The following is a 24,526-nucleotide window of genomic DNA, read 5'->3' on the forward strand; positions in this document are numbered from 1 at the left end:
TGCGTGACCGGCGCATCGTGGCGCCGGTGCCGGGGTGCTACGAACGGCTTCGATACACGGCCACGTCTTGCGGCCCGACTTGCGTACTGCCGAGCACGAACGCCGACGGCGGTACCGCGTCGATTGTGTGCGGCGTGTCGCCATAGTTGAAAACGTAGGTCAGGCCGCCGCGCCGGCTCATGCGCACGCCGTCGCCGAGCGGCGTCGGCGTGAGGCCGGCTTCGGCCGCGACATCGGCGAACAGCCGGGCGGTGGTCGCGTCGTCGAACAGCGCGGCCCAGTAGTGCAGCGTGCCGTGCGACACGCAGGCCGGGTGACCGTCGGCGAAGCGCGCGCGCACGACGCTGCGCGTGTCGTCGTGCAGTTCGACGAAGTCGCGCCAGTGGCGCGCATGGCCCGCGAGCGGCGTACCGTCGCATAGCGTGCCGTCGATTCGTTCGGTCACGTTCGGCCGCAGCGATTCGACGCGCCATACGCGCACCGGCAGGATCGATGCGAGCGGGCCGGGCGGCAGCGTCGGCGGAATCTGCAGGTCGACGGTCTTCGAGCCGGTGCGCGGCCCGAGCACGGCGTGCGCGCCCGAGGCCGCGAGCCGCGCGGCGAAATCGTCCGGGACGACCGGCAGCGGCGGCACGACGACGAGCCGGTAGCCGTCGAGCGGCGCGTGCGCGGAAACGATGTCGACGTCGAGGCCGAGCGAACGCAGCGCCGAGTAGTACTCGAACGCGAAACGCGGGTAGTGGAAATCGGCGCCTTGCGGCTGCACTTCGAACAGCCACTTCGCCTCGTAGTCGAACACCAGCGCGACGGGGGCACGCACCGCGCCGTTCGCGTCGGCATCGGCGCCGGCATCGAGCACGGCGGCGATTTCCTGCGCGACGCGCTGCGCTTCGCGGCCGCCTTCGTCGAGCCGGTTGTCCGGCGTGTTCAGGCCCGCGTGCATCTGCTCCTGCGCGAACGGCGCCTGACGCCAGCGGAAGTACGACACGCAACCGGCGCCGTGCGCGAACGCCTCCCAGCTCCACAGGCGCACCATCCCCGGCAGCGGCGCGGGGTTCCACTGCGCCCAGTTCACGGGGCCCGGCTGCTGCTCCATCACCCAGAACGGCAGCGTCGACATGCCGCGATAGAGGTCGTGATTGAACGACGCGAAATCGGGATGGCCGGTGCGCAGCCAGCGCGCCTTCACGTCGGGCGCGAACCATTGCTCCTCGAGCGCGCCGAGCGGATAGCTGTCCCACGTCGCGACGTCGAGGTCGCGCGCCACTTCGTAATGGTCGAACTCGGTAAACAGCTGCATGAAGTTGTGCGCGACGGGCCGGCCCGGCGAATGCGCGCGGATCACGTCGACCTGCATCCGGTGATAGCGCACGACTTCGTCCGACGCGAAGCGCCGGTAGTCGAGGCGATGCGACGGGTGCGCTTCGGTCACGGTACCGACGGGCGCATCGACCTCGTCGAAATGGCGATACTCCATGCTCCAGAACACGGTGCCCCACGCGCGGTTCAGCGCGTCGATCGTGCCGTAGCGCGCCTTCAGCCACGCACGGAAGCGCACGAGCGCGGCCGGCGAATAACTGACGACGGTCTGGTGGCAGCCCAGCTCGTTGTCGGTCTGCCAGTAGCGCACGGCCGGGTGCCGGCCGTAGCGCTCGGCGACCGCCGTGCAGATCTGCCGCGACGCCTCGAGATAGGTCGGCGACGAGAAGTCGTAGTGGCGGCGCGAGCCGAACGCGCGCGGCCGGCCGTCGGCGCCGATCGCGAGGATGTCCGGATGGCGGTCGACCAGCCATTTCGGCGGCGTCGCGGTCGGCGTGCACATCACGATCTCGAGGCCGGCCGCGCCGAGCACGTCGACCGCCCGATCGAGCCAGCCCCAGTCGTATTCGCCGGGCGACGGCTCGATACGGCTCCACGCGAATTCGGCGATCCGCACCTGCTCGATGCCGAGCGCTTTCATCCTGCGGGCATCGTCGGCCCACATCGATTCCGGCCAGTGTTCCGGGTAGTAACAGACTCCGAGGCGCATGCCCGATCCTTATGCGTAGTGGTGAACGTGGACGTCGGCGCACGCGGGCACCGCGCGGCCGTCTTCGGTGAAGAGATGGCAGGCCGCGGCCGGCGCATGTACGTGCACGCGCTCGCCGGTATGCACCTGCGCGTCGCCGGGCACTTTCGCGATCAGCGCGTGGCCGCCGGGCTGGTCGAGGTGCACGTAGGTCTGTTCGCCGAGGCGTTCGACGAGCGCGACGTCGCGTGCGAGTGTCGTGGCGTCGTGCGCGGCGCCGAGCGTCAGGTGTTCGGGGCGAATGCCGAGCGTCACGGCGGCGCCGGCGCCGAGCGCCGAGCCGTCGCGCGGCAGCGTGAAGGTTTCGCCGGACGGCGTGAGCGTGACGGTCGTGCGACGGGCATCGCACGCCGTGACGACGGCCGGCAGGAAGTTCATCCGCGGCGAGCCGATGAAGCCCGCGACGAAGCGGCTGGCCGGGTGGTGGTAGAGGTCGAGCGGCGCGCCGACCTGCGCGATGCTGCCGTGCTGCGCGGTGTCGGCGCCGGCGTGCAGCAGCACGATCTTGTCGGCGAGCGTCATCGCTTCGGTCTGGTCGTGCGTCACGTAGACGACGCTCGCGCGTTCGAACTGCCGGTGCAGCCGCGCGATCTCGATGCGGGTCTGGCCGCGCAGCGCGGCGTCGAGATTCGACAGCGGCTCGTCGAACAGGAACACGCCGGGCTCGCGCACGATCGCGCGGCCGATCGCGACGCGCTGCCGCTGGCCGCCCGACAGCGCCTTCGGCTTGCGTTCGAGCAGCGTGTCGAGCTGCAGGATGCGCGCGGCATCGCGCACCTTCCGGTCGATCTCGGCTTTCGGCACGCGTGCGAGCTTCAGCCCGAACGCCATGTTCTCGTAGACCGTCATGTGCGGAAACAGCGCGTAGCTCTGGAACACCATCGCGACGCCGCGCTCGGCGGCCGGCACGTCGTCGACGCGGCGGCCGTCGATCGACAGCTCGCCCGCGCTCAGGTCCTCGAGCCCGGCGATCATCCGCAGCAACGTCGACTTCCCGCATCCGGACGGCCCGAGGAACACGCAGAACTCGTGCGCGCCGATCTCCAGATCGACGTCGCGAATGACCGGCGCGTGATCGCCATAGGCTTTCTGCACGCGTCGCATCGAGATGCTCGCCATTGTCTCCGCTCCATGTTTTAATGCGCCATCATCGGTGATTAAGCGCTTAATCATCGCGATCAAAAAAAGAGGCGATGCGATCGCGGCCGAGTCGCGCCCGTCGGTCGGGCGGCAGGGTGTGCGGCGATAGTGCGCCGCTTCGGTGAGCGAAGCAAATACTGGATAGACGTCTCATATAGTGAGCAATCGATGGCAACCCTGGATGAAGTGGCGCGCCGCGCCGGCGTGACGGCCGCGACCGTGTCGAACGTGCTGCGCGAGCGCGGCCGGGTGGGCGAGGCGACGCGTGCGCGGGTGCTGGAAGCCGTGGAGGCGCTCGGGTATCGGCCGCATCTCGCGGCGCGTGCGCTGGCGGAAGGGCGCGCGCCGACGGTCGCGCTGATGGTGTCGAGCATCGCGAACCCGTTCTACCCGGAGTTCGCGCTGGCGGTCGAGCGCGCGGTGCGCCGCAACGGGCAGTTCCTGATCGTCTGCAATACGAATGAAGATCCGCTGCAAGGGCGCGCGTATCTCGACCAGATTGCCGGCACGATCTCCGAAGGGATTCTCGTGACCAACGCGAACCTGCATCTGCCGGATCTGCTCGACGTGGCCGCGCGCGGTGTGCCGGTCGTGCTGTGCCTGTGGGAGCGGCCGGAGGCGCCGCCCGACGGACTGCCGTGCGTCGCGATCGATTTTCGGGAGGCGGGGCGGATCGCGACGCGGCACTTGCTCGAGCTGGGCCACGAGCGGATCGGCGTGATCGTCGGCGGGTCGGCGAGCGGCGTGCAGGCGGCGCGCTACGACGGCTTCGTCGACGTGATGCGTGAAGCCGGGCTCGATGCGTCGATCGTCGCGGCGGAACCCGATTCGATCGACGGCGGCGTGCGCGCGGCGGGGCGGCTGCTCGACGCGCATCCGCGGCTGACCGCGCTGGTCGCGACCAATGACCTGCCGGCGATCGGGGCGCTGCATGCGGCGGCCGATCGCGGCAGGCGTGTGCCGGACGATCTGTCGATCGTCGGGATCACCGACATTCACCTGGCCAGCGACACGCGCCCCACGCTGACGACCGTTGCGATCCCGACCGCCGAGGCCGCGGGGCTCGCGGTCGAATTGCTCAATGCGCTACGCGACGCGGGCGAGCGCAGCAGCGCTGCGTCGCGCGTGCGGATCGCGTCGCTGCCGAAACTGATGGTGCGCGGGACGACCGGCCGCGCGCCCGGCGGGAGCGCGACGCGGTCGATTTGATGTATCGATATGCTGAATGTCGCGACGGAGGTTGGCGCCGCGATTGGCGCGACCCGACAAGGCACGACAGGGCCGGCCCGCCCCGCGCGCGCGGGGCAGCAGGCGGCACACGCAGCGCCGGCTTCAGTCGCCTTCGACGAGCCCCATCACGATGCGCCTGGCCGATTCGAGATGCACGACCGTCATCGACCGAGCGGCACGCGCATTGCGTTCGCGGCACGCCTGCAGGATCTCCTCGTGCTCGACCTGGAACGACGGCGTATCGGCGAGCAGCGTGGCCTGCAGGCGCTCGTACCGTTCGACCTGGCTGCGCAGCTCCGCGATCGTCTTCAATTGCCGTGCGTTGCCGCAGCACGAATACAGCAACGCATGGAATTCGCGGTTCAGTTCGCCCTGCCGGCGCGGCACGGCCGTATCGCCGAGCAGGCGATGGACGAGTTCGGCACGCGCGAGCGTCTCGTCGTCGAGCCGCTTCACGCTGCGGTAGATCGCGTCGCCTTCGAGCAGCACGCGCAGGTCGTAGATTTCCTGCACGTCCGATGCGCTCAGCATGCGCACCACGGCGCCGCGATTCCTGAAGATGTCCAGCAAGCCTTCGCGCTCCAGGCGCTGGATCGCCTCGCGCATCGGAATCCGGCTGATGCCGAACCGGTCGGCGAGGTCGCGTTCGACGAGCCGCTCGCCGGCTTCCAGCTCGCCGTTGATGATCATGTCCCGCAACGAGGCGGCGACCGCGTCCGCCGTGGAATCGAGTTTGGCTTCCATGCCTGCATGTTCCGTCAGTTTGGAATAATGGTATACCAAATGGGAATCCGGTGTCAAAATGGCGATCGCAGGCGGGCTTCGTCAAACGACATCCGGCCCGGCCGAAGCAACCCACATCCATGGAGAGCGAGATGGCATCTGGCGAACACAAGTATCGCGTCGCAGTAGAGTGGACGGGCAACCGCGGCACCGGCACGTCGGGGTACCGCGAGTACGGTCGTGACCATGTGATCCGGGCTGGTTCCAAGCCGGACATCCCCGGTTCGTCGGACGCGGCGTTTCGCGGCGATGCCGCGCGCTGGAATCCGGAAGACCTGCTGCTGGCATCGGCATCGGCGTGCCACAAGCTCTGGTACCTGCATCTGTGCTCGGAAGCCGGTCTTCGCGTGCTCGCCTATGTCGACAACGCGGAGGGCACGATGCTCGACAGCGCCGATGAAGGCCGCTTCACGGAAATCGTGCTGCGCCCGCATGTGACGATCCGGGCCGGCGACGATCGCGAACGGGCCGCGCATCTGCATCACGATGCGCATGCGAAGTGCTATGTCGCGAATTCGGTCAATTTTCCGATCCGATGCGAACCGGTGATCGAGTTCGCCGCAGTTTGATACCGACGCCCGCCGGATGACTGCTTGGTGCGCGCTACACGGTGCTAGATCCGTACGCGCTGATGCTGTGCCGCTGGACGCGCGGCTTTGCCGAGCCGGTGCGGCAGCGGCCGGTACTCGGAGGTTATCTGCGGCGAGTGCTCGCGCGCCGGGCGGTCCAGCGGGCGTTGCAGACCGAAGGGCTCGCGCAGCCGTGGGTGTAGCGGAGCGCACGCTCTGGGTGAACGGGTGAATTCCGACAAATCTCAGAAGATTCTTGCACGAATAACCGCACATCCCGACGTTCAACCGTCAACCAATTTTAGTCCGCAGTTTGGTCCGGAGTACGTAGCGGGTGTGCATACGACAGACGCACGAGAATTCGATCTGATTTGCTGTATATGTGCTTTTGAACTCGACTAGAGATGTTCGAGTGCACGTCAATCAGACGTGTCTGGAATTCGATTTTTGTGGTTTCCCTTCAACACCTTGGCAATATTTGACAGTCATTCTTCGGCGTTTCAGTAAGCTCGCGGTCAATAACCAAACGAATGGGCGCAGGCCGCGCCGATAAGAATGAACAAGAATACGCATCGCCTGGTGTATTCCAGGCTTCGGGGTATGGTGGTGGCCGTTGCAGAAACGGCGACCGCCGAGGGGAACTCGGCGACGGGCGAAGCACGTGCACGGCGGCGATTGTCGACGTCTGGTACCCGCATGGTTGTGGCAGGTGTCGCAGCGCTCGGCATGCTGCCCACCCTGTCCGATGCGCAGATCGTGCCGACGCCGGGTACCAGCACACACGTGATCCAGACGCCGAACGGCTTGCCTCAAGTCAACGTGGCCGCGCCGTCGGGCGCCGGCGTCTCAGTCAACACCTACAACCAGTTCGACGTCTCGCGCGCCGGCGCGATCCTGAATAACTCGGCCACGATGGTTCAGACCCAGCAGGCGGGCTGGATCAACGGCAACCCGAATTACAGTGCAGGCCAGGCCGCACGGATCATTGTCAACCAGGTCAACAGCCCGAACCCCTCCCAAATTCGTGGCGCTTTGGAGATCGCCGGCTCCCGGGCGGAGCTCGTCCTCGCGAATCCGTCGGGCATTTATCTTGATGGCGCGTCCTTCATCAACACCAGTCGCGCAACCCTCACAACGGGCGTGCCGTACTACGGTGCCGATGGCTCGCTCGCTGGCTACAACGTCAACCGCGGACTCGTGACGGTTGCCGGCGCGGGCCTGAATGCCGCCAATATCGACCAAGTGGACCTCATCGCTCGCGCGGTGCAGGTGAACGCGGCGGTCTACGCGAAGAATCTGAATGTGATCGCCGGCGCGGCCCAGGTCAACCACGACACGCTCGCCGCAACACCGATTGCCGGCGACGGCGCGGCTCCGTCGGTGGCGATCGACGTGAGTCAATTGGGCGGTATGTATAGTGATCGGATCTTCCTCGCATCGAACGAGTTCGGTGTGGGGGTGGCCAACGCCGGGACGATTGCCGCCCAGGCCGGTGACCTGACGCTGCAGTCGAACGGCCGGCTCGTCCTGACGGGTAAGTCCACGGCGAGCGGCAACCTCGCGCTGTCGGCTGCGGGCGGCATCCAGAACAGCGGCACGACGTACGCGCAGCAATCGCTGTCGGCCAGTACAAGCGCCGATCTTACGAACACCGGGACGCTCGCGGCGCAGCAGAGCGCGACGGTGAATGCGGGCAGCGTCAATTCGACCGGCACGCTCGGCGCCGGCGTGAACAACGACGGCTCCGTTGCGCATAGCGGCGACTTGAACTTGACGGCATCGGGTCAACTGAACGCGACCGGCCAGAATGTAGCGGGCGGTAGCGTATCGCTGACGGGCGGCAGCGTGAATCTCGCCGGCAGCCAGACCGCAGCGAACGGTAATCTGTCGCTGAACGCGACGGCCGGCGACGTGAACCTGTCGAGCGCGACGACGAGCGCGCAAGGCGCCATTCAGGCGAGTGCTTCCGGTACGGTGATCAATGATCACGGCAGCCTGTCGAGCGGCGGCAGCACGACGCTGACCGGTGGTGCGCTCTCGAACCAGAGCGGCAAGGTTTCATCGCAGGGGCCGCTGTCAGTCAACGTGGCCGGCCAGATCGCCAACCAGTCCGGCGAACTGGTATCCGAAAGCACGGCGGACGTGCGCGGTGGCGCCATCGCGAACAATCAAGGCACCATCCAGAGCGCCGGGCACGCGTCAGTCGACGGGACCACGATCGACAACACGGCTGGCCGAATCACTTCGCTGAACGGTGACGGGTTGACGCTGAGCGCAACCGGTCAACTGACGAACGCGGCGGGTACGACGGCAAACGGTGCGCAAGGCGGCGTCATCGGCGGCAATGGCTACGTGTCGGTCCAGGGCGCAAACGTTGTCAACCGCGGCGCGATCACGTCCAATACAAATCTGCGTGTTGCGGGCCAGTCGGTCGACAACGGTAGTGGCACCCTGCAGGCCGCCCAGAACGTCGTGGTCGATGCCGGCGCGCACCTGGCGAACAGCGGTGGTTCGATTGTCGGCCAGACGGCGACGCTCAGCGCAACGACGCTCGACAACAGCGCCGGCACCGTGCAGGCCGATCAGGTCTCGTTGAACGCAACCGACGTCGTGAACCACGGCGGCACCATCACGCAGATCGGCGCCGGAGCAATGGCCGTCAACGTGTCGGGCACGCTCGACAATTCCAGCAGCGGCACGCTGCAGACCAACAGCACCGACCTGACGCTCGCGCCGGCTATGCTGAAGAACGACGGCGGCACCATCACGCACGCCGGCACCGGCACGCTGACGCTCGGCGGCGGTTCGGGCTCGGTGTCGAACGTAGGCGGTTCGATCGCGAGCAACGGGCGCGTCGTCGCCCAAACCGGCACGCTGAACAACACATCGGGCTCGATCAACGCGCAGAACGGACTGACGGCAACTGTCGCCGGCACGCTGAAGAATGCGAGCGGCAAGCTGTTGTCGAACACGGATCTGAGCGTCGCGAGCGGTACGCTCGCGAACGACGGCGGCCAGATCGGCGCGAGCACGAACGCGACGATCCACACCGGCTCGATGACGAACCAGGGCGGTTCGATCGTCGCGCCGAACCTGTCGGTCACCGCCGATTCGACGCTCGACAACAGCGGCGGCAAGCTCGAAGCCAATCAGCTTGCGCTGACGGCCGCCAACCTCGTGAACCACGGCGGTACGATCACGCAGTATGGATCGTCAGCGATGGGGATGAACGTCAGCGGCACGCTCGACAACTCGGCCGCCGGCGTCATCCAGACCAACAGCACGGACCTGACGCTCACGCCGGCCGAGCTGAACAACGCGGGCGGCACCATTACGCATGCCGGCACCGGCACGCTGACGATCGCGCCGGGCAATGGCGCCAGCGCGCTGAACAACGCGTCGGGCACCATCGTGACGAAGGGGCAAGCCATCGTCAACGCGGCTGCCTGGAACAACGCGAGCGGTATCCTCGCCGCGCAGCGCGGCATCAACGCCACGATTGCGGGTGACGTGAACAACGCGCAGGGCCTGCTGCGATCGGACGCGTCACTGTCGTTGAAGAACGGCGGCACTCTGTCAAACCAAGGCGGGCACATCCAGGCGGGGCAATCGGTTGCGGGCGACACCAGCACGCTCGCCATTCAATCGGCCTCGATCGACAACGCGGACGGCGCCATTGTCGACCTCGGCGCGGGCAAGATGACGGTGCAAGGCGGCAGCCAGATCGCCAACAGCCACGCCGGCGGCGTAGCGGGTATGGGCGCGATTACCGGCAACGGCGACGTGGCGGTCAGCGCAGCGTCGATCAGCAACACGCAGGGCGGTCAACTCAGCGGCGCGTCGCTGCATGTTCAAGGCAACACCTTGGACAACAGCGGCGGCACGATCGGCAATATCACGAATTCGAACGGTGACGTGGACGTCACGACCACCAGCGCGATTACCAACACGAACGGTCAGATCAGCTCGACGCACGACCTGTCGGTCACGGCGGCCACGCTGCAGGGTGGCGGCACATACAGCGCAGCGCATGATGCGAACGTGAACCTGCAGGGCGATTACACGGCGGCATCCGATACGCAGTTCAACGTCGGTCACGATCTTGCCTTCACGCTGCCCGGCACTTTCACGAACAACGCGAACCTGCAATCAGTCAACAACCTGAGCGTCAACGCGGGCAACATCGTCAACGTGGGCGCCCTGACTGCCGGCGGCTTGCTGCACACGCAATCGACAAACCTGATCAATACCGGCGCGCTCGTCGGCGCCAGCGCTTCGCTCAATGCGACGAATACGATCTCGAACCTCGGGCCGACCGCGCTGATCGGTGCATCAGACAGCAACGGCACGCTGGAGATCCTCGCGCACGACATCGAGAACCGCGACGACACGACTGCGACAGATTCGATGGCGACGACCGCTATCTTCGGCATGGGCAAGGTCGTGCTGGCAGGCGGCAAGGACGCCAGCGGCAATTACACGAACGCCGCGCTGGTCAACAACGTGTCCGCGCTGATTCAGTCCGAAGGCGACATGGAACTGCATGCGGACAAGATCACGAGCACGCGCCGCGTGATGAAGACCTCGACGAGTTCGATCGACCCATCGCTGCTCGGCCAGTTCGGTATTCCGATCAGCGGCCGTACTGGCCAGATCGGCGTGAAGGATCCGTACAGCATCGGCGGCGTCTACACCGAGCCGCCTCACGGCGGGCAGTGGAACAGCACGTATCAGTTCACGACCTACTATGCGGACAGCGCGACGGCGACGACCGTAACGGACATCAGCCCGGCTGCCCAGATCGTGTCGGGCGGCAGGATCGATGCGTCGTCGGTTGGCACCCTGCAAAACTACTGGAGCAACATCGCGGCGGTCGGCGACATCAAGATGCCAGGGAACTATGACGCCGACGGCTGGGCGGCGTCGGGCCAGAAACTGCCGGGCGTGTCGGTTTCCTACTCGGGCCAGTATCACTACAACAACTACGACAACTCGGAACACGACTGGCAATTGCCGTTCGGCAACGCACCGTTCGTGACGGGTCGCCCGGGCGGTTACACCCAGGCGGCGCCGGCGTCGATCAAGGATTACAAACTGCCGAAATACGACTCGACGTTGAGTTCGAACGGCACGATTTCGGGCACCGGTGTCAGCGTCAACAACACGGCGGGCAATGCATCCATTCCGTCGCTCGGCTTGCTGCCTGGGCAGTCGGTGCCGGGTCTTACCCCCACCAACCTGAGCGGTAACGCGAGCGGCGCGAAATCGGGTGCGTCGGCCGTGCACGGCGGTCCGTCGGCGCCGGTCGATCCGATCATCGCCAGCGCGACGGCGCTGAACGTCCTGAACAACCTCACCATTCCGCAAGGCGGCTTGTTCAAGCCGACGACAGCGCCGAATGCGAGCTACGTGATCGAAACGAACCCGGCGTTCACGAACCAGAAGAACTTCATTTCGAGCGACTACTTCTTCGGACAACTCGGCGTTGATCTCACGCATATCCCGAAGCGTCTCGGCGACGGTTTCTACGAGCAGCAGCTCGTGCGCAACGAAGTCACGGCGTTGACCGGCAAGGCCGTGCTCGGGCCGTACGCAGACCTGCAGACCATGTATCAATCGCTGATGGCGGCCGGCGCGGATCTGTCGAAGTCGCTCGATCTACCGATCGGCGCGAGCCTGTCGGCCGATCAGGTGTCGAAGCTGACCAGCAACGTGGTCATGATGGAAACACGGGTGGTCGACGGTCAGTCGGTGCTCGTGCCGGTCGTCTATCTCGCGAAGGCCAGCCAGCAGAATATCGACGGCCCGTTGATCAGTGCGACGAACATCGATTTCCGGAATGCGCAGTCGTTCACGAACAGCGGCACGATCAAGGCGGATAACACGCTGGCGATCCAGGGCAAGCAGATCGACAACGCATTCGGTGCGCTGCAAAGCGGCGGGCTGATGTCGCTGAAGACCGAGAACAACATCGACCTGACGTCGGCGAATGTGAAGGCCGGCAGTCTGCAGCTCGACGCCGGGAAGGACCTGATTCTCGATACGGCGACGAAGACGAACACACGGGTGAGCCGCGACGGCGCGACGAGCGTGGTGACCACGCTTGGGCCGACCGCGAAACTGGACGTGGCCGGCGATGCGTCGATCACGACGGGCGGCAACTTCCAGCAGAACGCGGGCAACCTGTCGGTCGGCGGCAATCTCGGCATGAATGTCGGCGGCAACTGGGATCTCGGTGCGGTGCAGACCGGCGAGCACAAGATCGTGCAGCGGGCGAACGGCGTGTCGAATACCGACATCAACAAGGTCACCGGCAGCTCGGTGACGGTCGGTGGGCAGTCGAACGTCGTCGTGGGCGGTGATCTGACGGCAAAGGGCGCACAGATCGACCTCGGCCAGGGCGGCACGCTGGCCGCCAAGGGCAACGTAACACTCGGCGCGGCGAGTGCGACGTCGACGGTGAACAGCAACAGTTCGGGTAGCGATAGCCATGGCAGCTACGCGGAGACGTTGCACACGTCCGATCAGGCGCTGACCGGGACGACGTTCAAGGGTGGCGACACGATCAATATCGTGTCGGGCAAGGATATAACGCTCTCCGGCAGCACGATCAGCCTCGACAAGGGCAACGCGAACCTGCTGGCGGCCGGCGATGTGAATGTCGGCGCGGCAACCGAGACGCACGAGCTGAATTCGCACGAAACGCACAGCCATAGCAATGTCGTCAGCGGCGTGAAGGTTGCGAGCGGGATCGACCAGACGATGACGCTCAATCGCGGCAGTCTGGTATCGGCGGACGGCGTGAACATTGTCAGCGGAAAGGACGTCAATGTTCAGGGCAGCACCATCGTCGGAACGAACGACGTGACGCTCACGGCAGCGCGTAACGTGACGGTGACGACGTCGCAGGACACCTTGGAGTCGTCGAGCTACTACAACAAGAAGGAATCCGGGCTGATGTCGGGCGGAGGACTGTCGGTGTCGGTGGGCAGCAGTTCGCTGAAGACGACCAGTCAGACGACCGAGGTGTCGAACAACGCCAGCACGGTCGGCTCGCTGAAGGGTAACCTCAGCATCACGGCTGGCAACGATCTGCACGTGACCGGCAGCGACCTGATCGCAGCGAAGAATCTCAGCGGGACAGGCGCGAACGTGACGATTGACGCGGCGCAGGACAAGAACCACCGCGGTGAAACGCAGGAAGTCTCCAAGAGCGGCCTGACGCTGGCACTGAAGGCACCGGTGATCGACGCGGTATCGAACGCTGTGGGGCAATCGCGTGCGTCCGGCAATAGCCAGGATGGTCGCGCGGCAGCGTTGCACGGGATGGCGGCGGCCAGCGCGGCGTGGGATGCGAACGTGGCCGCAGGCGATGTGGTCCGGGCGCTGGGGGCGGGCGAGACGCCTCAGTTCAAGGTCGAAGTCAGCGTCGGCAGCAGTCACAGCAAGAGCGCATTCTCCGAAGACAGCGTGACGAATCGTGGCTCCAGCGTCACTGCGGGCGGAACGGCGGCGTTTGCGGCAACGGGGAACGGGCAGCCGGGTAGCGGCAATGTGACGATCGCCGGCTCGAACGTGAACGCAAACGACGTGATCCTGGCGGCGAAGAATCAGGTCAACATCGTCAATACGACGGACACCGACTCCACGCGCAGCACGAACGAGTCTAAGAGTGCGAGCGTGGGCGTGTCGGTCGGCACGGGCGGGTTTGGTGTTTCCGCGGCGATGTCGAAGGCCAACGGCGACGGCAACAGCGATCTGGCCACGCAGAACAATAGCCATGTAAACGCAGCAAACAATGTGACGATCATCTCGGGCGGCGATACGAACATCATCGGCTCGAACGTGAAGGGCAATCAGGTGAATGCCGACGTGGGCGGGAACCTGAACATCGTCAGCGTGCAGGACACGTTGTCGAGCGCGGCGCATCAGTCGAGTTCGGGTGGCGGCTTCAGCGTCAGTCAGGGCGGCGCCAGTGCGAGCTTCAGCCAGAGCAAGGGCAACGCGTCGGGCAGCTATGCGGGTGTCAATGAACAGGCCGGGATTCAAGCAGGTGACGGCGGTTTCAATATCAACGTCACCGGTAATACCGACCTGAAGGGTGGGCTGATCGCAAGTCAAGCGGATGCGTCGAAGAATTCGCTGACGACAGGTTCGCTGTCCTTCTCCGACATCCAGAACCAGTCGCATTACGATGCGAGCTCGAGCGGCTTCAGTGCAGGTGCGACGACCGGCGACGGCGGGATGAACTACAGCACACATGGCAGCACGTCGGGCAAGAATGCGGGCGGCGCCGCGCCCATGCTTGGGCAGAACGACAGCGGCAGCGATAGCGCGACGACGAAGAGCGGCGTGAGCGCGGGGACCGTTACGATCACGGATTCGGCGAACCAGAAGCAGGATGTGGCGAGCTTGAACCGCGATACGACGAACACGAACGGTACGGTTGCCAAACTGCCCGACATGCAGAATCTGTTGAGCAATCAAGCGGACATGATGGCTGCGGCCAGCGCGGCTGGTGAAGTGGTGTCGCGCCGGATCGGAGACTTTGCTGATGAGATGAAACGGCAAGCCGAGGCTAATGGCGACCAGGCAGGTGTTGACGCGTGGAAGGAAGGTGGAGCGAACCGCGCGCTGATGCAAGGTGCCGGCGCGGCGCTGGTGACCGGAATGGCGGGCGGTAATGCAGTAGGTGGCGCAGCCGGTGCGGCAATTGCGTCGATCGCATCAGGCAAGCTGAATGAACTGAGCAGCGCGATCGCTGGCAGCGATCCGACCGGCAACGCCAATATGAATCAGGCGCTGGGCAACATCGTGGCGAACGCGCTTGCGACGGGGGCTGGGGCGGCAGTGGGCGGTGAATCGGGGGCGTTCTCGGGGTACAACGTCGATCGGTTCAACCGGCAGCTGCACGACAATGAAAAGAAAGCAATTGCCGAGAAGGCCGGGAAGGACAAGGCGGAGCAAGAGAAGCTGACGCGCGCAGCGTGCTATGCGGTGAAGTGTTGGGCAGAATACCCGGAAGGAAGCGCGGAGCGGAACAAGAACTTCGTGAGTGAAGTTGAGGTGGCTTCGCTGGGTCCGGAGCTGGATTGGGTAAATCGGCAGAAGGAAGCGGGTTTGTTCGATTACACACCGATGCAGAAGGTTGGCGATGCGTTGAAGAACGATCCGGTTGGAGTCGCGAAGGATACCGCTAAGGTCGTTGTTGGGGGTATGACGGTAAAGACGGGCGCGGGACTTTGTGCAAGCGGTCTGGGTTGTGCTCTCGGCGGTGGAGGAATGATCGTCTTTGGATTGGGTGATATGGCAGAAGGTACGGATGGTCTTTACAACCGTTACAACGGAACTAGTTCTCCTGGTGTGAATCCTGTGCGGTATGGGTTTAATGAGGCATTGCCCGCTGGTTGGGGGAATGTTGTATATGACGGGTTGAATTTGGTAGCTGCGATTGCGGCGCTGAAAGCGCCAGTCCCGCTCAAGATGGGTAATGCTGATGGGCTGAATCGTCCGGGATCCATGTTTGATGTGACCGTGCCGCGTATCAATAACAATACCTTGATTCCATTCATTAACCAAGCGGCACCATACGGCACGACGCAGGGAATTTTGCTGTTTGGTGTTGGTTCGAAGGGAGCAACGGTCATCAATGATGTTCACCGCGCAGGAGAGCAGAAATGAATTGGCGGCGACTCTATGCGACGGCTCAAATATGGCTCATGGTTTGCTTGGTTTCGATTTTTAGTACAGGATGCTATACGGTCGTTGTGATTGGTATTTGTCGGAAACTGATGGGGCTGAGTGATGGCGTCTCTGCATTTGCTATAGGTCTTCCATTCTTTATTGTTCTTCTGGTTTTACACATTCGATTCTTGCCGAAGCCGTTGCGTAAGGCCGGGATGTTGAGCGATGATCCATCGAAATTCGGCCCGTGGTTCAAGTCTGAGAGCAAAAGCTAAAACGATGGTCCCGGTATATACCGGGCTCCGTGTTTATGCAGACTTCGTGCCATCGACTGGGGTGCGGTCGATTAGTGGCTGGAATTTTTACTTCTACAATCTCACCCCTGTCGCCGGTGCCGCCGGCGCTGAAGCCGGAACGAAAGCGATAAACGATGCAAAATCTCGGATTGGGAAGTGAAGAAATGTTTAGATTGATTATCTTGTATTTTGCCACTTTCTTGTTGTCATTTCTGTGTTTTGCCTTGATAAAATTATTTGCAATGGCTTTTGTTGCTCATTTTTATGGTGGCGGTTTCTTATGGGATAGTAGCGACGCGAGATTCGTTTTGGTGAACGGCGCCCTATTGGGGTTCGTGTTTTGTGTTTTTGCGACGGTGGTTTTTGTGCGAAAAAAATGATTGTCGTTGCCATCGTAAAATCTGCTTCAACCGGAAGCCGTATCCGGATGAAAAGATTGCCAGGATCGTGGGGAAGACAAACAGCCCTGCTTCAGTTGGCTGGGGCTTCTCCGTTGATCAAGGGAAAACTGGGATTAGGTGGCAGCCATGGGGCCGTCAATTACATCTGTTCCGAAAACGCGGATACAGAAAATTATCTGGTGGTACTTTTTCACTGCGATTATGGGCTTCATCGTTTGCGTGATATTGAAGAATATCTTCCTTAGCTAAGACATTTCTTGGAAAACAGGACGGTTGGGTGGCGATAGTCGGCGGTGATGAAAATCCAGAGCAGCGGGCCAAGATGACGCACAAGCATAACTGTGCTGCTTGGGTCAGTATGGGTGTCATCCATGCATTTTTTTGCCGGACTTTTTTAAATGATCAGTATGCTGGCCGCGTTAATAAATCGTCGCATCCTCGACGAATACGCGTGATCCGGTTGTAGTCCACGACCCCATATCTAGAAGAACATGAAAGTTATTCGCCGAGTGAATTCTGCCGCCGCAGCACTGCTGTTTATCGCGACGAGCGTGTCGGCGCAGGAAGCTCCGCGCCTGACCGTTCCGGGCAACTACCAGCAATCCCGACAGCAAGAAGAGGCGCGTGAACGCGAGCGAACCGTCACCGCGCCCGGGGTGCGATCGGACGTGACGGCCAGCGCTGGGTATCCCGCGCTACCGTCGGAAACGCCCTGCTTTCGGATCGAGCGTTTCGGCCTCGACGTACCCGATGCGCTGCCTGCTTCCGTGAAATCGCAAGGCGCGTCGGCGTTGCCGATGGACCGCTTCGCCTTCGCTCGCGAATGGCTCGAGCACTACGCCGGACAGTGCGTCGGCAAACAAGGGCTCGACCTGCTCGTCAAAGGCCTGTCGCAAGCGATCCTGGCGCGCGGGTACGTCACGACGCGTGTGCTGTTGCCCGAGCAGGATCTGTCGACCGGCACCCTCAAGTTTTCGCTGATCCCTGGCGTGATCCGTCACGTGCGCTTCGCTGACGACAAGCTCCGCGGCACCTGGAAAACCGCTTTCCCAACGCGTGACGGCGAGCTGCTGAACCTGCGCGATCTCGAACAGGGCCTCGAACAGATGAAGCGCGTGTCGAGCCAGGACGTGTCGATGCAGATCGTCCCGGCCGACGTGCCCGGCGAAAGCGACGTCGTGCTCGACGTGAAGCGCGCCAAGCCGTGGACCGTCGTCGCGTCGATCGACAACTCGGGCACGCGGGCGACCGGCCGCCTGCAGGGCAACCTGTCGCTCGGCATCGACAACCCGCTCGGCCTGAACGACATCTTCAACGTCGGCGTGAGCCAGGATCTCGAGTTCGGCGACAAGCGGCTCGGCTCGCACGGCTGGAACGGCTTCTACTCGATCCCGTGGGGCTACTGGACCGCAACGCTCTCCGCATATACGAGCACGTACTACCAGCAGATCGCCGGCGTGAACCAGACGTTCATCGCAAGCGGCAATTCGAAGACGGTCGACCTCAAGCTGAACCGCGTGCTGTCGCGCAGCCAGAACGACGTGTTCGGTGCGCAGTTCCGGCTGTCGCGCCGCTTCGGCCAGAGCTTCATCGAGGACACCGAGATCCCGCAGCAGCGCCGCAACAATACGTTCGTCGAGTTCGGCCTGACCGATCGGCACTACTTCGGCAACGCGCAATTCGACGGCACGCTCGCGTACCGGCAGGGCATCGGAGCATTCGGCGCGCAGGAGGACATGCTTGCGGCCGACGGCGGCCCGACCTACCGCTACAGGATGGCCGTGCTCGACGCGAACCTGTCGGTACCGTTCGCGCTCGCGCAGCAACCGTTTCGCTACGTGACGACGTTCCACGGCCAGTACACGGGCAACACGCTCTACTACATCGACGACCTGACGATCGGTAGCCGCTATACGGTGCGCGGCTTTGACGGGGAGACGATGCTGGCGGCTTCGCGCGGTTTCTACTGGCGTAACGAGCTTCAGGCGCCGATTGGGCAGACGGGTATGGCGGTCTACGCGGGCCTCGACTACGGTCGAGTGTGGGGCCCGCAGCCGGTCGCGCTGGTCGGCACGCAACTGGCAGGCGCCGTGATCGGCATAAAGGGCAGCGTCGCGACTCGATTGGGCGCCTACGGTTACGACCTGTTTGCCGGCACGCCGATCTACAAGCCATCCGGATTCCCAACGGCACGCGTAACGGTGGGTTTTCAGGTCACGGCACAGTTCTGATGAAGCGAGCGCAATACGGCACCCGGCCCGCCGTCGTTGAAGAGGGCGGCGGCGAAGCGCGAGAGCTGACGACTTCGATCGCATAGAACGGGTACTGTCGTCGGAGAGCCCCGAACGACGACCTTGCTCTCCACGTCCGGCGGCGGAACCCTACCCTACCGCCGCTACCTCACGGCACGACCCCATAAACCTCCCGCGCCGCCCCGCGAATCGCATCCGCCATCACCGCGACGGCCGGCGAATGCAGCCGGTCGGTGCGCGTGATGATCCCGAAATCGTCCATCCGGCAATCCATCTCCAGCGGCAGCATCGTGACGATCCCGTGCCGCGCGTAGTAGCGCGCGACGTCCTCGGCCAGCACCGCGATCATGTCGCTCTGTTCGAGCAGCTGCGTGATGAACAGCAGCGCGGACGTCTCGACGAGGTTCGCCGGCGGCGCGAGGCTCGCGCGCTGGAACACGAGCTCGAAGCGATGGCGCAGCACGCTGCCGGCCGGCGGCACGACCCACGCGGCGCGCTGCACGTCCGCGAGCGCCAGCGGCGCCTGCGCGAGCAGCGGATGGCCGGTCCGCACGACGGCCGCCACCGACTCGCCGGTCAGCGGCTCGTAGCGCAGCCGCAGCTTGTCGTGTTCGGCGGAAAGCCGGCCGACCACGATGTCGATCTTGTCCTGCGCGAGATGCTCGAGCAGCACGTTGCTGGTGTCGATCTCGACCGATACGTGCAGGCCCGCATGCGTGCCCTTCACCGCGGCCACCGCCGGCGGCACGAGCCGCAAGCCCGGCGACGTGATCGCCCCCACCGCCACGTGGCCGAGATGGCCGGCCTTCAGCGCGGCCAGTTCCTCGTGCGCCTGGTCGAGGCTGCCGAGCGCCGCGCGCGCGTGACGGATCAGCGCGTCGCCGTACAGCGTCGGCCGCATCCCGCGCGGCAGGCGTTCGAACAGCACCGCGCCGATCGATTCCTCGAGTTCGCGCAGCAGCTTCGACGCGGCCGGCTGCGTCATGTTCAGCGCGGCCGCCGCGCGGTGGATGCTGCCTTCGTCGGCAAGCGCGACGACCAGCAAAAGCTGGCGCGTCTTCAGGCGGCCACGGTTTCCCCACGGGCTGGCTTCGGGCATCGTACGGGTTTATATCGATATCGGAATCGATATCGTAATCGCCAAAAACGTCATTAGCCAGTTATCAAAATTCTGCCTAGACTGCGCCGGTATCCCGTCACCACAGGACTGACGATGTCGGCAACAAAACCCAGGCTGCGCTCCGCCCAATGGTTCGGCACGAACGACAAGAACGGCTTCATGTACCGGAGCTGGATGAAGAATCAGGGCATCCCCGATCACGAGTTCGATGGCCGTCCGATCATCGGCATCTGCAACACGTGGTCCGAACTGACGCCGTGCAACGCGCACTTCCGCAAGCTCGCCGAGCACGTGAAGCGCGGGATCTTCGAAGCGGGCGGTTTCCCGGTCGAGTTCCCGGTGTTCTCGAACGGCGAATCGAACCTGCGCCCGTCGGCGATGCTCACGCGCAACCTCGCGTCGATGGACGTCGAGGAAGCGATCCGCGGCAATCCGATCGACGCGGTCGTGCTGCTCGCCGGCTGCGACAAGACGACGCCCGCGCTGCTGATGGGCGCGGCGAGCTGCGACGTGCCGGCGATCGTCGTGTCGGGCGGCCCGATGCTGAACGGCAAGCTCGAAGGCAGGAACATCGGCTCCGGCACGGCCGTGTGGCAGCTGCATGAATCCCTGAAGGCCGGCGAGATCGACCTGCATCACTTCCTGTCGGCCGAAGCCGGCATGTCGCGCTCGGCCGGCACCTGCAACACGATGGGCACCGCGTCGACGATGGCGTGCATGGCCGAGGCGCTCGGCGTCGCGCTGCCGCACAACGCGGCGATCCCGGCCGTCGATTCGCGCCGCTACGTGCTCGCGCACATGTCCGGCATCCGCATCGTCGAGATGGCGCTCGAAGGGCTCGTGCTGTCGAAGGTCCTCACGCGCGCGGCGTTCGAGAACGCGATCCGCGCGAATGCGGCGATCGGCGGCTCGACGAACGCGGTGATCCACCTGAAGGCGATCGCGGGCCGCATCGGCGTGCCGCTCGAACTGGAGGACTGGATGCGCATCGGCCGCGACACGCCGACGATCGTCGACCTGATGCCGTCGGGGCGCTTCCTGATGGAAGAGTTCTATTACGCGGGCGGGCTGCCGGCCGTGCTGCGCCGGCTCGGCGAAGGCGGGCTGCTGCCGCACCCGGACGCGCTGACGGTGAACGGCAAGTCGCTGTGGGACAACGTGCGCGAAGCGCCGAACTACGACGACGAAGTGATTCGCCCGCTCGACCGGCCGCTGATCGCGGACGGCGGCATCTGCATCCTGCGCGGCAACCTCGCGCCGCGCGGCGCGGTGCTGAAGCCGTCGGCGGCGAGCCCCGAATTGCTGAAGCATCGCGGCCGCGCGGTGGTGTTCGAGAACCTCGACCACTACAAGGCGACGATCAACGACGAGGCGCTCGACGTCGACGCCAGCTCGGTGCTCGTGCTGAAGAACTGCGGGCCGCGCGGTTATCCGGGGATGGCCGAGGTCGGCAACATGGGGCTGCCGCCGAAGCTGCTGCGCCAGGGCGTGAAGGACATGGTGCGGATTTCCGACGCGCGGATGAGCGGCACCGCGTACGGCACGGTCGTGCTGCATGTGGCGCCGGAGGCCGCCGCCGGCGGGCCGCTCGCGGCCGTGCGCAACGGCGACTGGATCGAGCTCGACTGCGAGGCCGGCACGCTGCATCTCGACATTCCGGATGACGAACTGCAGCGCCGCCTGTCGGACGTCGATCCGACCGCGGCGCCGGGCGTGGCCGGGCAGCTCGGCAAGGGCGGCTACGCACGGCTGTACATCGATCACGTGCTGCAGGCCGACGAGGGGTGCGATCTCGACTTCCTGGTCGGCACGCGCGGCGCGGACGTGCCGAGCCATTCGCATTGAGCGGCAGGCGGCGCGAGAGGTGCCACACACGCGCGCCGCAGCCGGTTGCGGGCCCGCCCGGGCCCGCTTCGTGAAACCGTGAACGCATGACGGCGGTCGCCACCGACGCCGAAGCAGGACGCGAACCATGACATCGAGCAGCACGCCGCGCTATCGCGGCATCTTCCCCGTCGTCCCGACGACCTTCACCGACACCGGCGAGCTCGACCTCGCGAGCCAGAAACGCGCGGTCGATTTCATGATCGACGCGGGTTCCGACGGGCTGTGCATCCTCGCGAATTTCTCCGAGCAGTTCGCGATCACCGACGACGAACGCGACGTGCTCACGCGCACGATCCTCGAACACGTCGCGGGCCGCGTGCCGGTGATCGTCACGACGTCGCACTACGGCACGCAGGTGTGCGCGGCGCGCAGCCTGCGCGCGCAGCAGCTCGGCGCGGCGATGGTGATGGCGATGCCGCCCTATCACGGCGCGACGTTCCGCGTGCCGGAAGCGCAGGTCTTCGACTTCTTTGCGCGCGTTTCGGACGCGATCGACGTCCCGATCATGATCCAGGATGCGCCCGCGAGCGGCACGGTGCTGTCGGCCCCGTTCCTCGCACGGATGGCGCGCGAGATCGAGCAGGTCGCGTACTTCAAGATCGAGACACCCGGGGCGGCGAACAAGCTGCGCGAACTGATCCGGCTCGGCGGCGACGCGATCGAGGGGCCATGGGACGGCGAGGAGGCGATCACGCTGCTCGCCGACCTCCATGCCGGCGCGACCGGCGCGATGACGGGCGGCGGGTTTCCGGACGGTATCCGGCCGATTCTCGAAGCCTGGCGCGAAGGGCGCCGCGACGACGCTTTCGAGCGCTATCAGGCGTGGCTGCCGCTGATCAATCACGAGAACCGCCAGTCCGGGATCCTCACCGCGAAGGCGCTGATGCGCGAAGGCGGCGTGATCGCGTGCGAGCGGCCGCGGCATCCGATGCCGGAACTGCATCCGGACACGCGCGCGGAACTGCTCGCGATCGCGCGCCGGCTCGATCCGCTCGTGCTGCGCTGGGCGCACTGAACGACCACCGAACGATTCGCGAAGGAGGCATGCACGATGAGTGATCAGGTTTCGCTGGGTATCGTCGGCGTCGGCAAGATCGCGCGCGACCAGCATCTGCCGGCGATCGACGCCGAACCGGGCTTCAAGCTGACCGCGTGCGCGAGCCGCCATGCGGAAGTCGCCGGCGTGCGCAACTATCGCGACCTGCGCGCGCTGCTGGCCACCGAGCGCGAGCTCGACGCCGTGTCGCTGTGCGCGCCGCCGCAGGTGCGCTACGCGCAGGCGCGCGCCGCGCTCGAAGCCGGCAAGCACGTGATGCTCGAGAAGCCGCCGGGCGCGACGCTCGGCGAAGTGGCCGTGCTGGAGGCGCTCGCGCGCGAGCGCGGGCTCACGTTGTTCGCCACGTGGCATTCGCGCTGCGCGAGCGCGGTGGAGCCCGCGCGCGCGTGGCTCGCGACCCGCACGATCCGCGCGGTGCAGGTGCGCTGGAAGGAGGACGTGCGGCGCTGGCACCCGGGGCAGCAATGGATCTGGGAACCCGGCGGCCTCGGCGTGTTCGATCCGGGCATCAACGCGCTGTCGATCGTCACGCGGATCCTGCCGCGCGAGCTCGTGCTGCGCGAGGCAACGCTGATCGTGCCGAGCGACGTGCAGACGCCGATCGCCGCCGAGCTCGATTGCACGGATACCGACGGCGTGCCCGTGCGCGCGGAATTCGACTGGCGGCACGGCCCGGTCGAGCAATGGGAAATCGCGGTCGACACGGCCGACGGCGTGCTCGCGATCAGCCGCGGCGGCGCGCAACTGTCGATCGCGGGCGAGCCGGTCGAGATCGGGCCCGAACGCGAGTATCCGGCGCTGTATGCGCACTTCCATGCGCTGATCGCGCGGGGTGAAAGCGACGTCGACGTGCGGCCGTTGCGGCTCGTCGCCGATGCGTTCCTGTTCGGCCGGCGCGTGCAGGCCGACGCGTTCGGACGCTGACTGCGCTGACTATGCTGACTATGCGGGCGCGCTGCGGCGCGATCGCGCACGACGAATCATTACGGCACAAGCCGACATCAAGGAGACACCGCATGAACCGCACGACCCACACGATTCGCCGACACACCCTGCGCGCGCTGCTCGCCGCGCTGTGCATCGCGCCGCTCGGCATGCAGGGCGCCGCGCGCGCCGACGCGCCGCTGAAGATCGGCTTCCTGGTGAAGATGCCCGAGCAGGCATGGTTCATCAACGAGCAGAACGCGGCGTCCGCGCTCGGCCAGAAGGAGAATTTCTCGGTCGTGAAGATCGGCACGCCCGACGGCGAGAAGGTGCTGGCCGCGATCGACAACCTCGGTTCGCAAGGCGCGCAGGGTTTCGTGATCTGCGCGCCCGACGTGCGCCTCGGGCCGGCGATCGCCGCGCGTGCGAAGCGCTACAACATGAAGTTCGTGACCGTCGACGACCAGCTCGTCGATTCGACCGGCAAGCCGCTGTCGAACGTGCCGCACCTCGGGATGTCGGCGACCAAGATCGGCAACCAGGTCGGCCAGGCGATTTCCGACGAGATGAAGCGACGCGGCTGGAAGCCCGAGGAAGTCGGTGCGCTGCGGATCACGAACTACGAGCTGCCGACCGCGAAGCTGCGCACCGACGGCGCGACGCAGGCGCTGCTCGCGAACGGCTTCCGCCAGGAGAACATCTTCGATGCGCCGCAGAAGACGACCGACGACGAAGGCGGCTTCAGCGCGGCCGCGCCCGTGCTCGCGCGGCATCCGAACATCAAGAAGTGGGTGGTCTACGCGCTGAACGAGGAAACCGTGCTCGGCGCGGTGCGCGCGACCGAACAGCTGCATATTCCGGCCGCCGACGTGATCGGCGTCGGCATCAACGGTGCCGGCGAGGCGTTTGCCGAATTCCAGAAGAAGGAGCCGACCGGCTTCTACGGGACGATCGCCGTCAGCTCGACGAACCACGGCAAGGACAGCACGCAGAACCTCGTCGACTGGATTCGCAACGGCAAGACGCCGCCGGCCGACACGCAGACGAGCGGCAAGCTGATGACGCGCGCGAACTGGCAGGCCGTGCGCGCCGAACTCGGCATCTGAGCGTGCGGG

At 65.1% G+C, this 24,526-nt stretch carries 13 protein-coding genes and 1 pseudogene; 10 read left to right on the top strand and 4 right to left on the bottom strand.

Annotated elements, in window-relative coordinates:
- Positions 1–37 precede the first annotated feature (37 nt).
- Together DPV79_RS04065 and DPV79_RS04070 are read right to left on the bottom strand one after the other, a co-directional pair.
- Positions 38–2,029, bottom strand: a complete 1,992-nt coding sequence (locus tag DPV79_RS04065) for a beta-galactosidase (protein ID WP_113044844.1) — start codon at positions 2,027–2,029, stop codon at positions 38–40.
- A 9-nt stretch (positions 2,030–2,038) separates the two neighbouring features.
- Complete coding sequence (locus DPV79_RS04070) at positions 2,039–3,187, bottom strand: ABC transporter ATP-binding protein (RefSeq protein ID WP_113044845.1); 1,149 nt, start codon at positions 3,185–3,187, stop codon at positions 2,039–2,041.
- Between the two features lie 189 nt (positions 3,188–3,376).
- On the opposite strand from DPV79_RS04070, the gene DPV79_RS04075 reads away from it, so the two are divergent.
- Positions 3,377–4,417, top strand: coding sequence for a LacI family DNA-binding transcriptional regulator (locus tag DPV79_RS04075; protein ID WP_113044846.1), 1,041 nt, complete (start codon positions 3,377–3,379; stop codon positions 4,415–4,417).
- Between the two features lie 123 nt (positions 4,418–4,540).
- Here DPV79_RS04075 and DPV79_RS04080 read toward each other — a convergent pair whose 3' ends face one another.
- Positions 4,541–5,182, bottom strand: a complete 642-nt coding sequence (locus DPV79_RS04080; RefSeq protein WP_113044847.1) for a GntR family transcriptional regulator — start codon at positions 5,180–5,182, stop codon at positions 4,541–4,543.
- Positions 5,183–5,313: 131 nt separating this feature from the next.
- Between DPV79_RS04080 and DPV79_RS04085 the strand changes: the two genes are divergently transcribed.
- The 5 genes and pseudogenes from DPV79_RS04085 (at position 5,314) to DPV79_RS04100 (ending at position 18,402) form a co-directional block, all read left to right on the top strand.
- Positions 5,314–5,790 (top strand): OsmC family protein, encoded by a 477-nt coding sequence (locus DPV79_RS04085; protein WP_113044848.1) that lies wholly within the window; start codon positions 5,314–5,316, stop codon positions 5,788–5,790.
- Positions 5,791–5,810: 20 nt separating this feature from the next.
- Positions 5,811–5,993 (top strand): annotated as a pseudogene (locus DPV79_RS04090) (glutathione S-transferase family protein); the annotation flags it as partial.
- Positions 5,994–6,345: 352 nt separating this feature from the next.
- On the top strand, positions 6,346–15,471 hold the full coding sequence (locus DPV79_RS04095) for a hemagglutinin repeat-containing protein (protein WP_113044849.1): 9,126 nt from the start codon (positions 6,346–6,348) through the stop codon (positions 15,469–15,471).
- A gap of 675 nt (positions 15,472–16,146) precedes the next feature.
- Positions 16,147–16,416 (top strand): hypothetical protein, encoded by a 270-nt coding sequence (locus tag DPV79_RS41960; protein WP_124922981.1) that lies wholly within the window; start codon positions 16,147–16,149, stop codon positions 16,414–16,416.
- A 246-nt stretch (positions 16,417–16,662) separates the two neighbouring features.
- Positions 16,663–18,402 carry a ShlB/FhaC/HecB family hemolysin secretion/activation protein gene (locus tag DPV79_RS04100; protein WP_113044850.1) on the top strand — a complete coding sequence of 580 codons (1,740 nt, stop codon included), beginning with the start codon at positions 16,663–16,665 and terminating at the stop codon, positions 18,400–18,402.
- 169 nt (positions 18,403–18,571) lie between these two features.
- Here DPV79_RS04100 and DPV79_RS04105 read toward each other — a convergent pair whose 3' ends face one another.
- Positions 18,572–19,522: a LysR substrate-binding domain-containing protein gene (locus DPV79_RS04105; RefSeq protein ID WP_113044851.1), complete on the bottom strand. Its 951-nt coding sequence runs from the start codon at positions 19,520–19,522 to the stop codon at positions 18,572–18,574.
- A gap of 114 nt (positions 19,523–19,636) precedes the next feature.
- On the opposite strand from DPV79_RS04105, the gene DPV79_RS04110 reads away from it, so the two are divergent.
- The 4 genes from DPV79_RS04110 (at position 19,637) to DPV79_RS04125 (ending at position 24,517) form a co-directional block, all read left to right on the top strand.
- On the top strand, positions 19,637–21,388 hold the full coding sequence (locus DPV79_RS04110) for an IlvD/Edd family dehydratase (RefSeq protein WP_027790240.1): 1,752 nt from the start codon (positions 19,637–19,639) through the stop codon (positions 21,386–21,388).
- Positions 21,389–21,515: 127 nt separating this feature from the next.
- Positions 21,516–22,445 (top strand): dihydrodipicolinate synthase family protein, encoded by a 930-nt coding sequence (locus DPV79_RS04115; protein WP_113044852.1) that lies wholly within the window; start codon positions 21,516–21,518, stop codon positions 22,443–22,445.
- 36 nt (positions 22,446–22,481) lie between these two features.
- Complete coding sequence (locus DPV79_RS04120) at positions 22,482–23,411, top strand: Gfo/Idh/MocA family protein (protein WP_113044853.1); 930 nt, start codon at positions 22,482–22,484, stop codon at positions 23,409–23,411.
- Positions 23,412–23,503: 92 nt separating this feature from the next.
- Positions 23,504–24,517, top strand: coding sequence for an arabinose ABC transporter substrate-binding protein (locus DPV79_RS04125; protein ID WP_059688111.1), 1,014 nt, complete (start codon positions 23,504–23,506; stop codon positions 24,515–24,517).
- Positions 24,518–24,526: the final 9 nt, after the last annotated feature.

The sequence above is a fragment of the Burkholderia reimsis genome (genome assembly GCF_003294055.1).
In the GTDB taxonomy this organism is placed as follows: domain Bacteria; phylum Pseudomonadota; class Gammaproteobacteria; order Burkholderiales; family Burkholderiaceae; genus Burkholderia; species Burkholderia cepacia.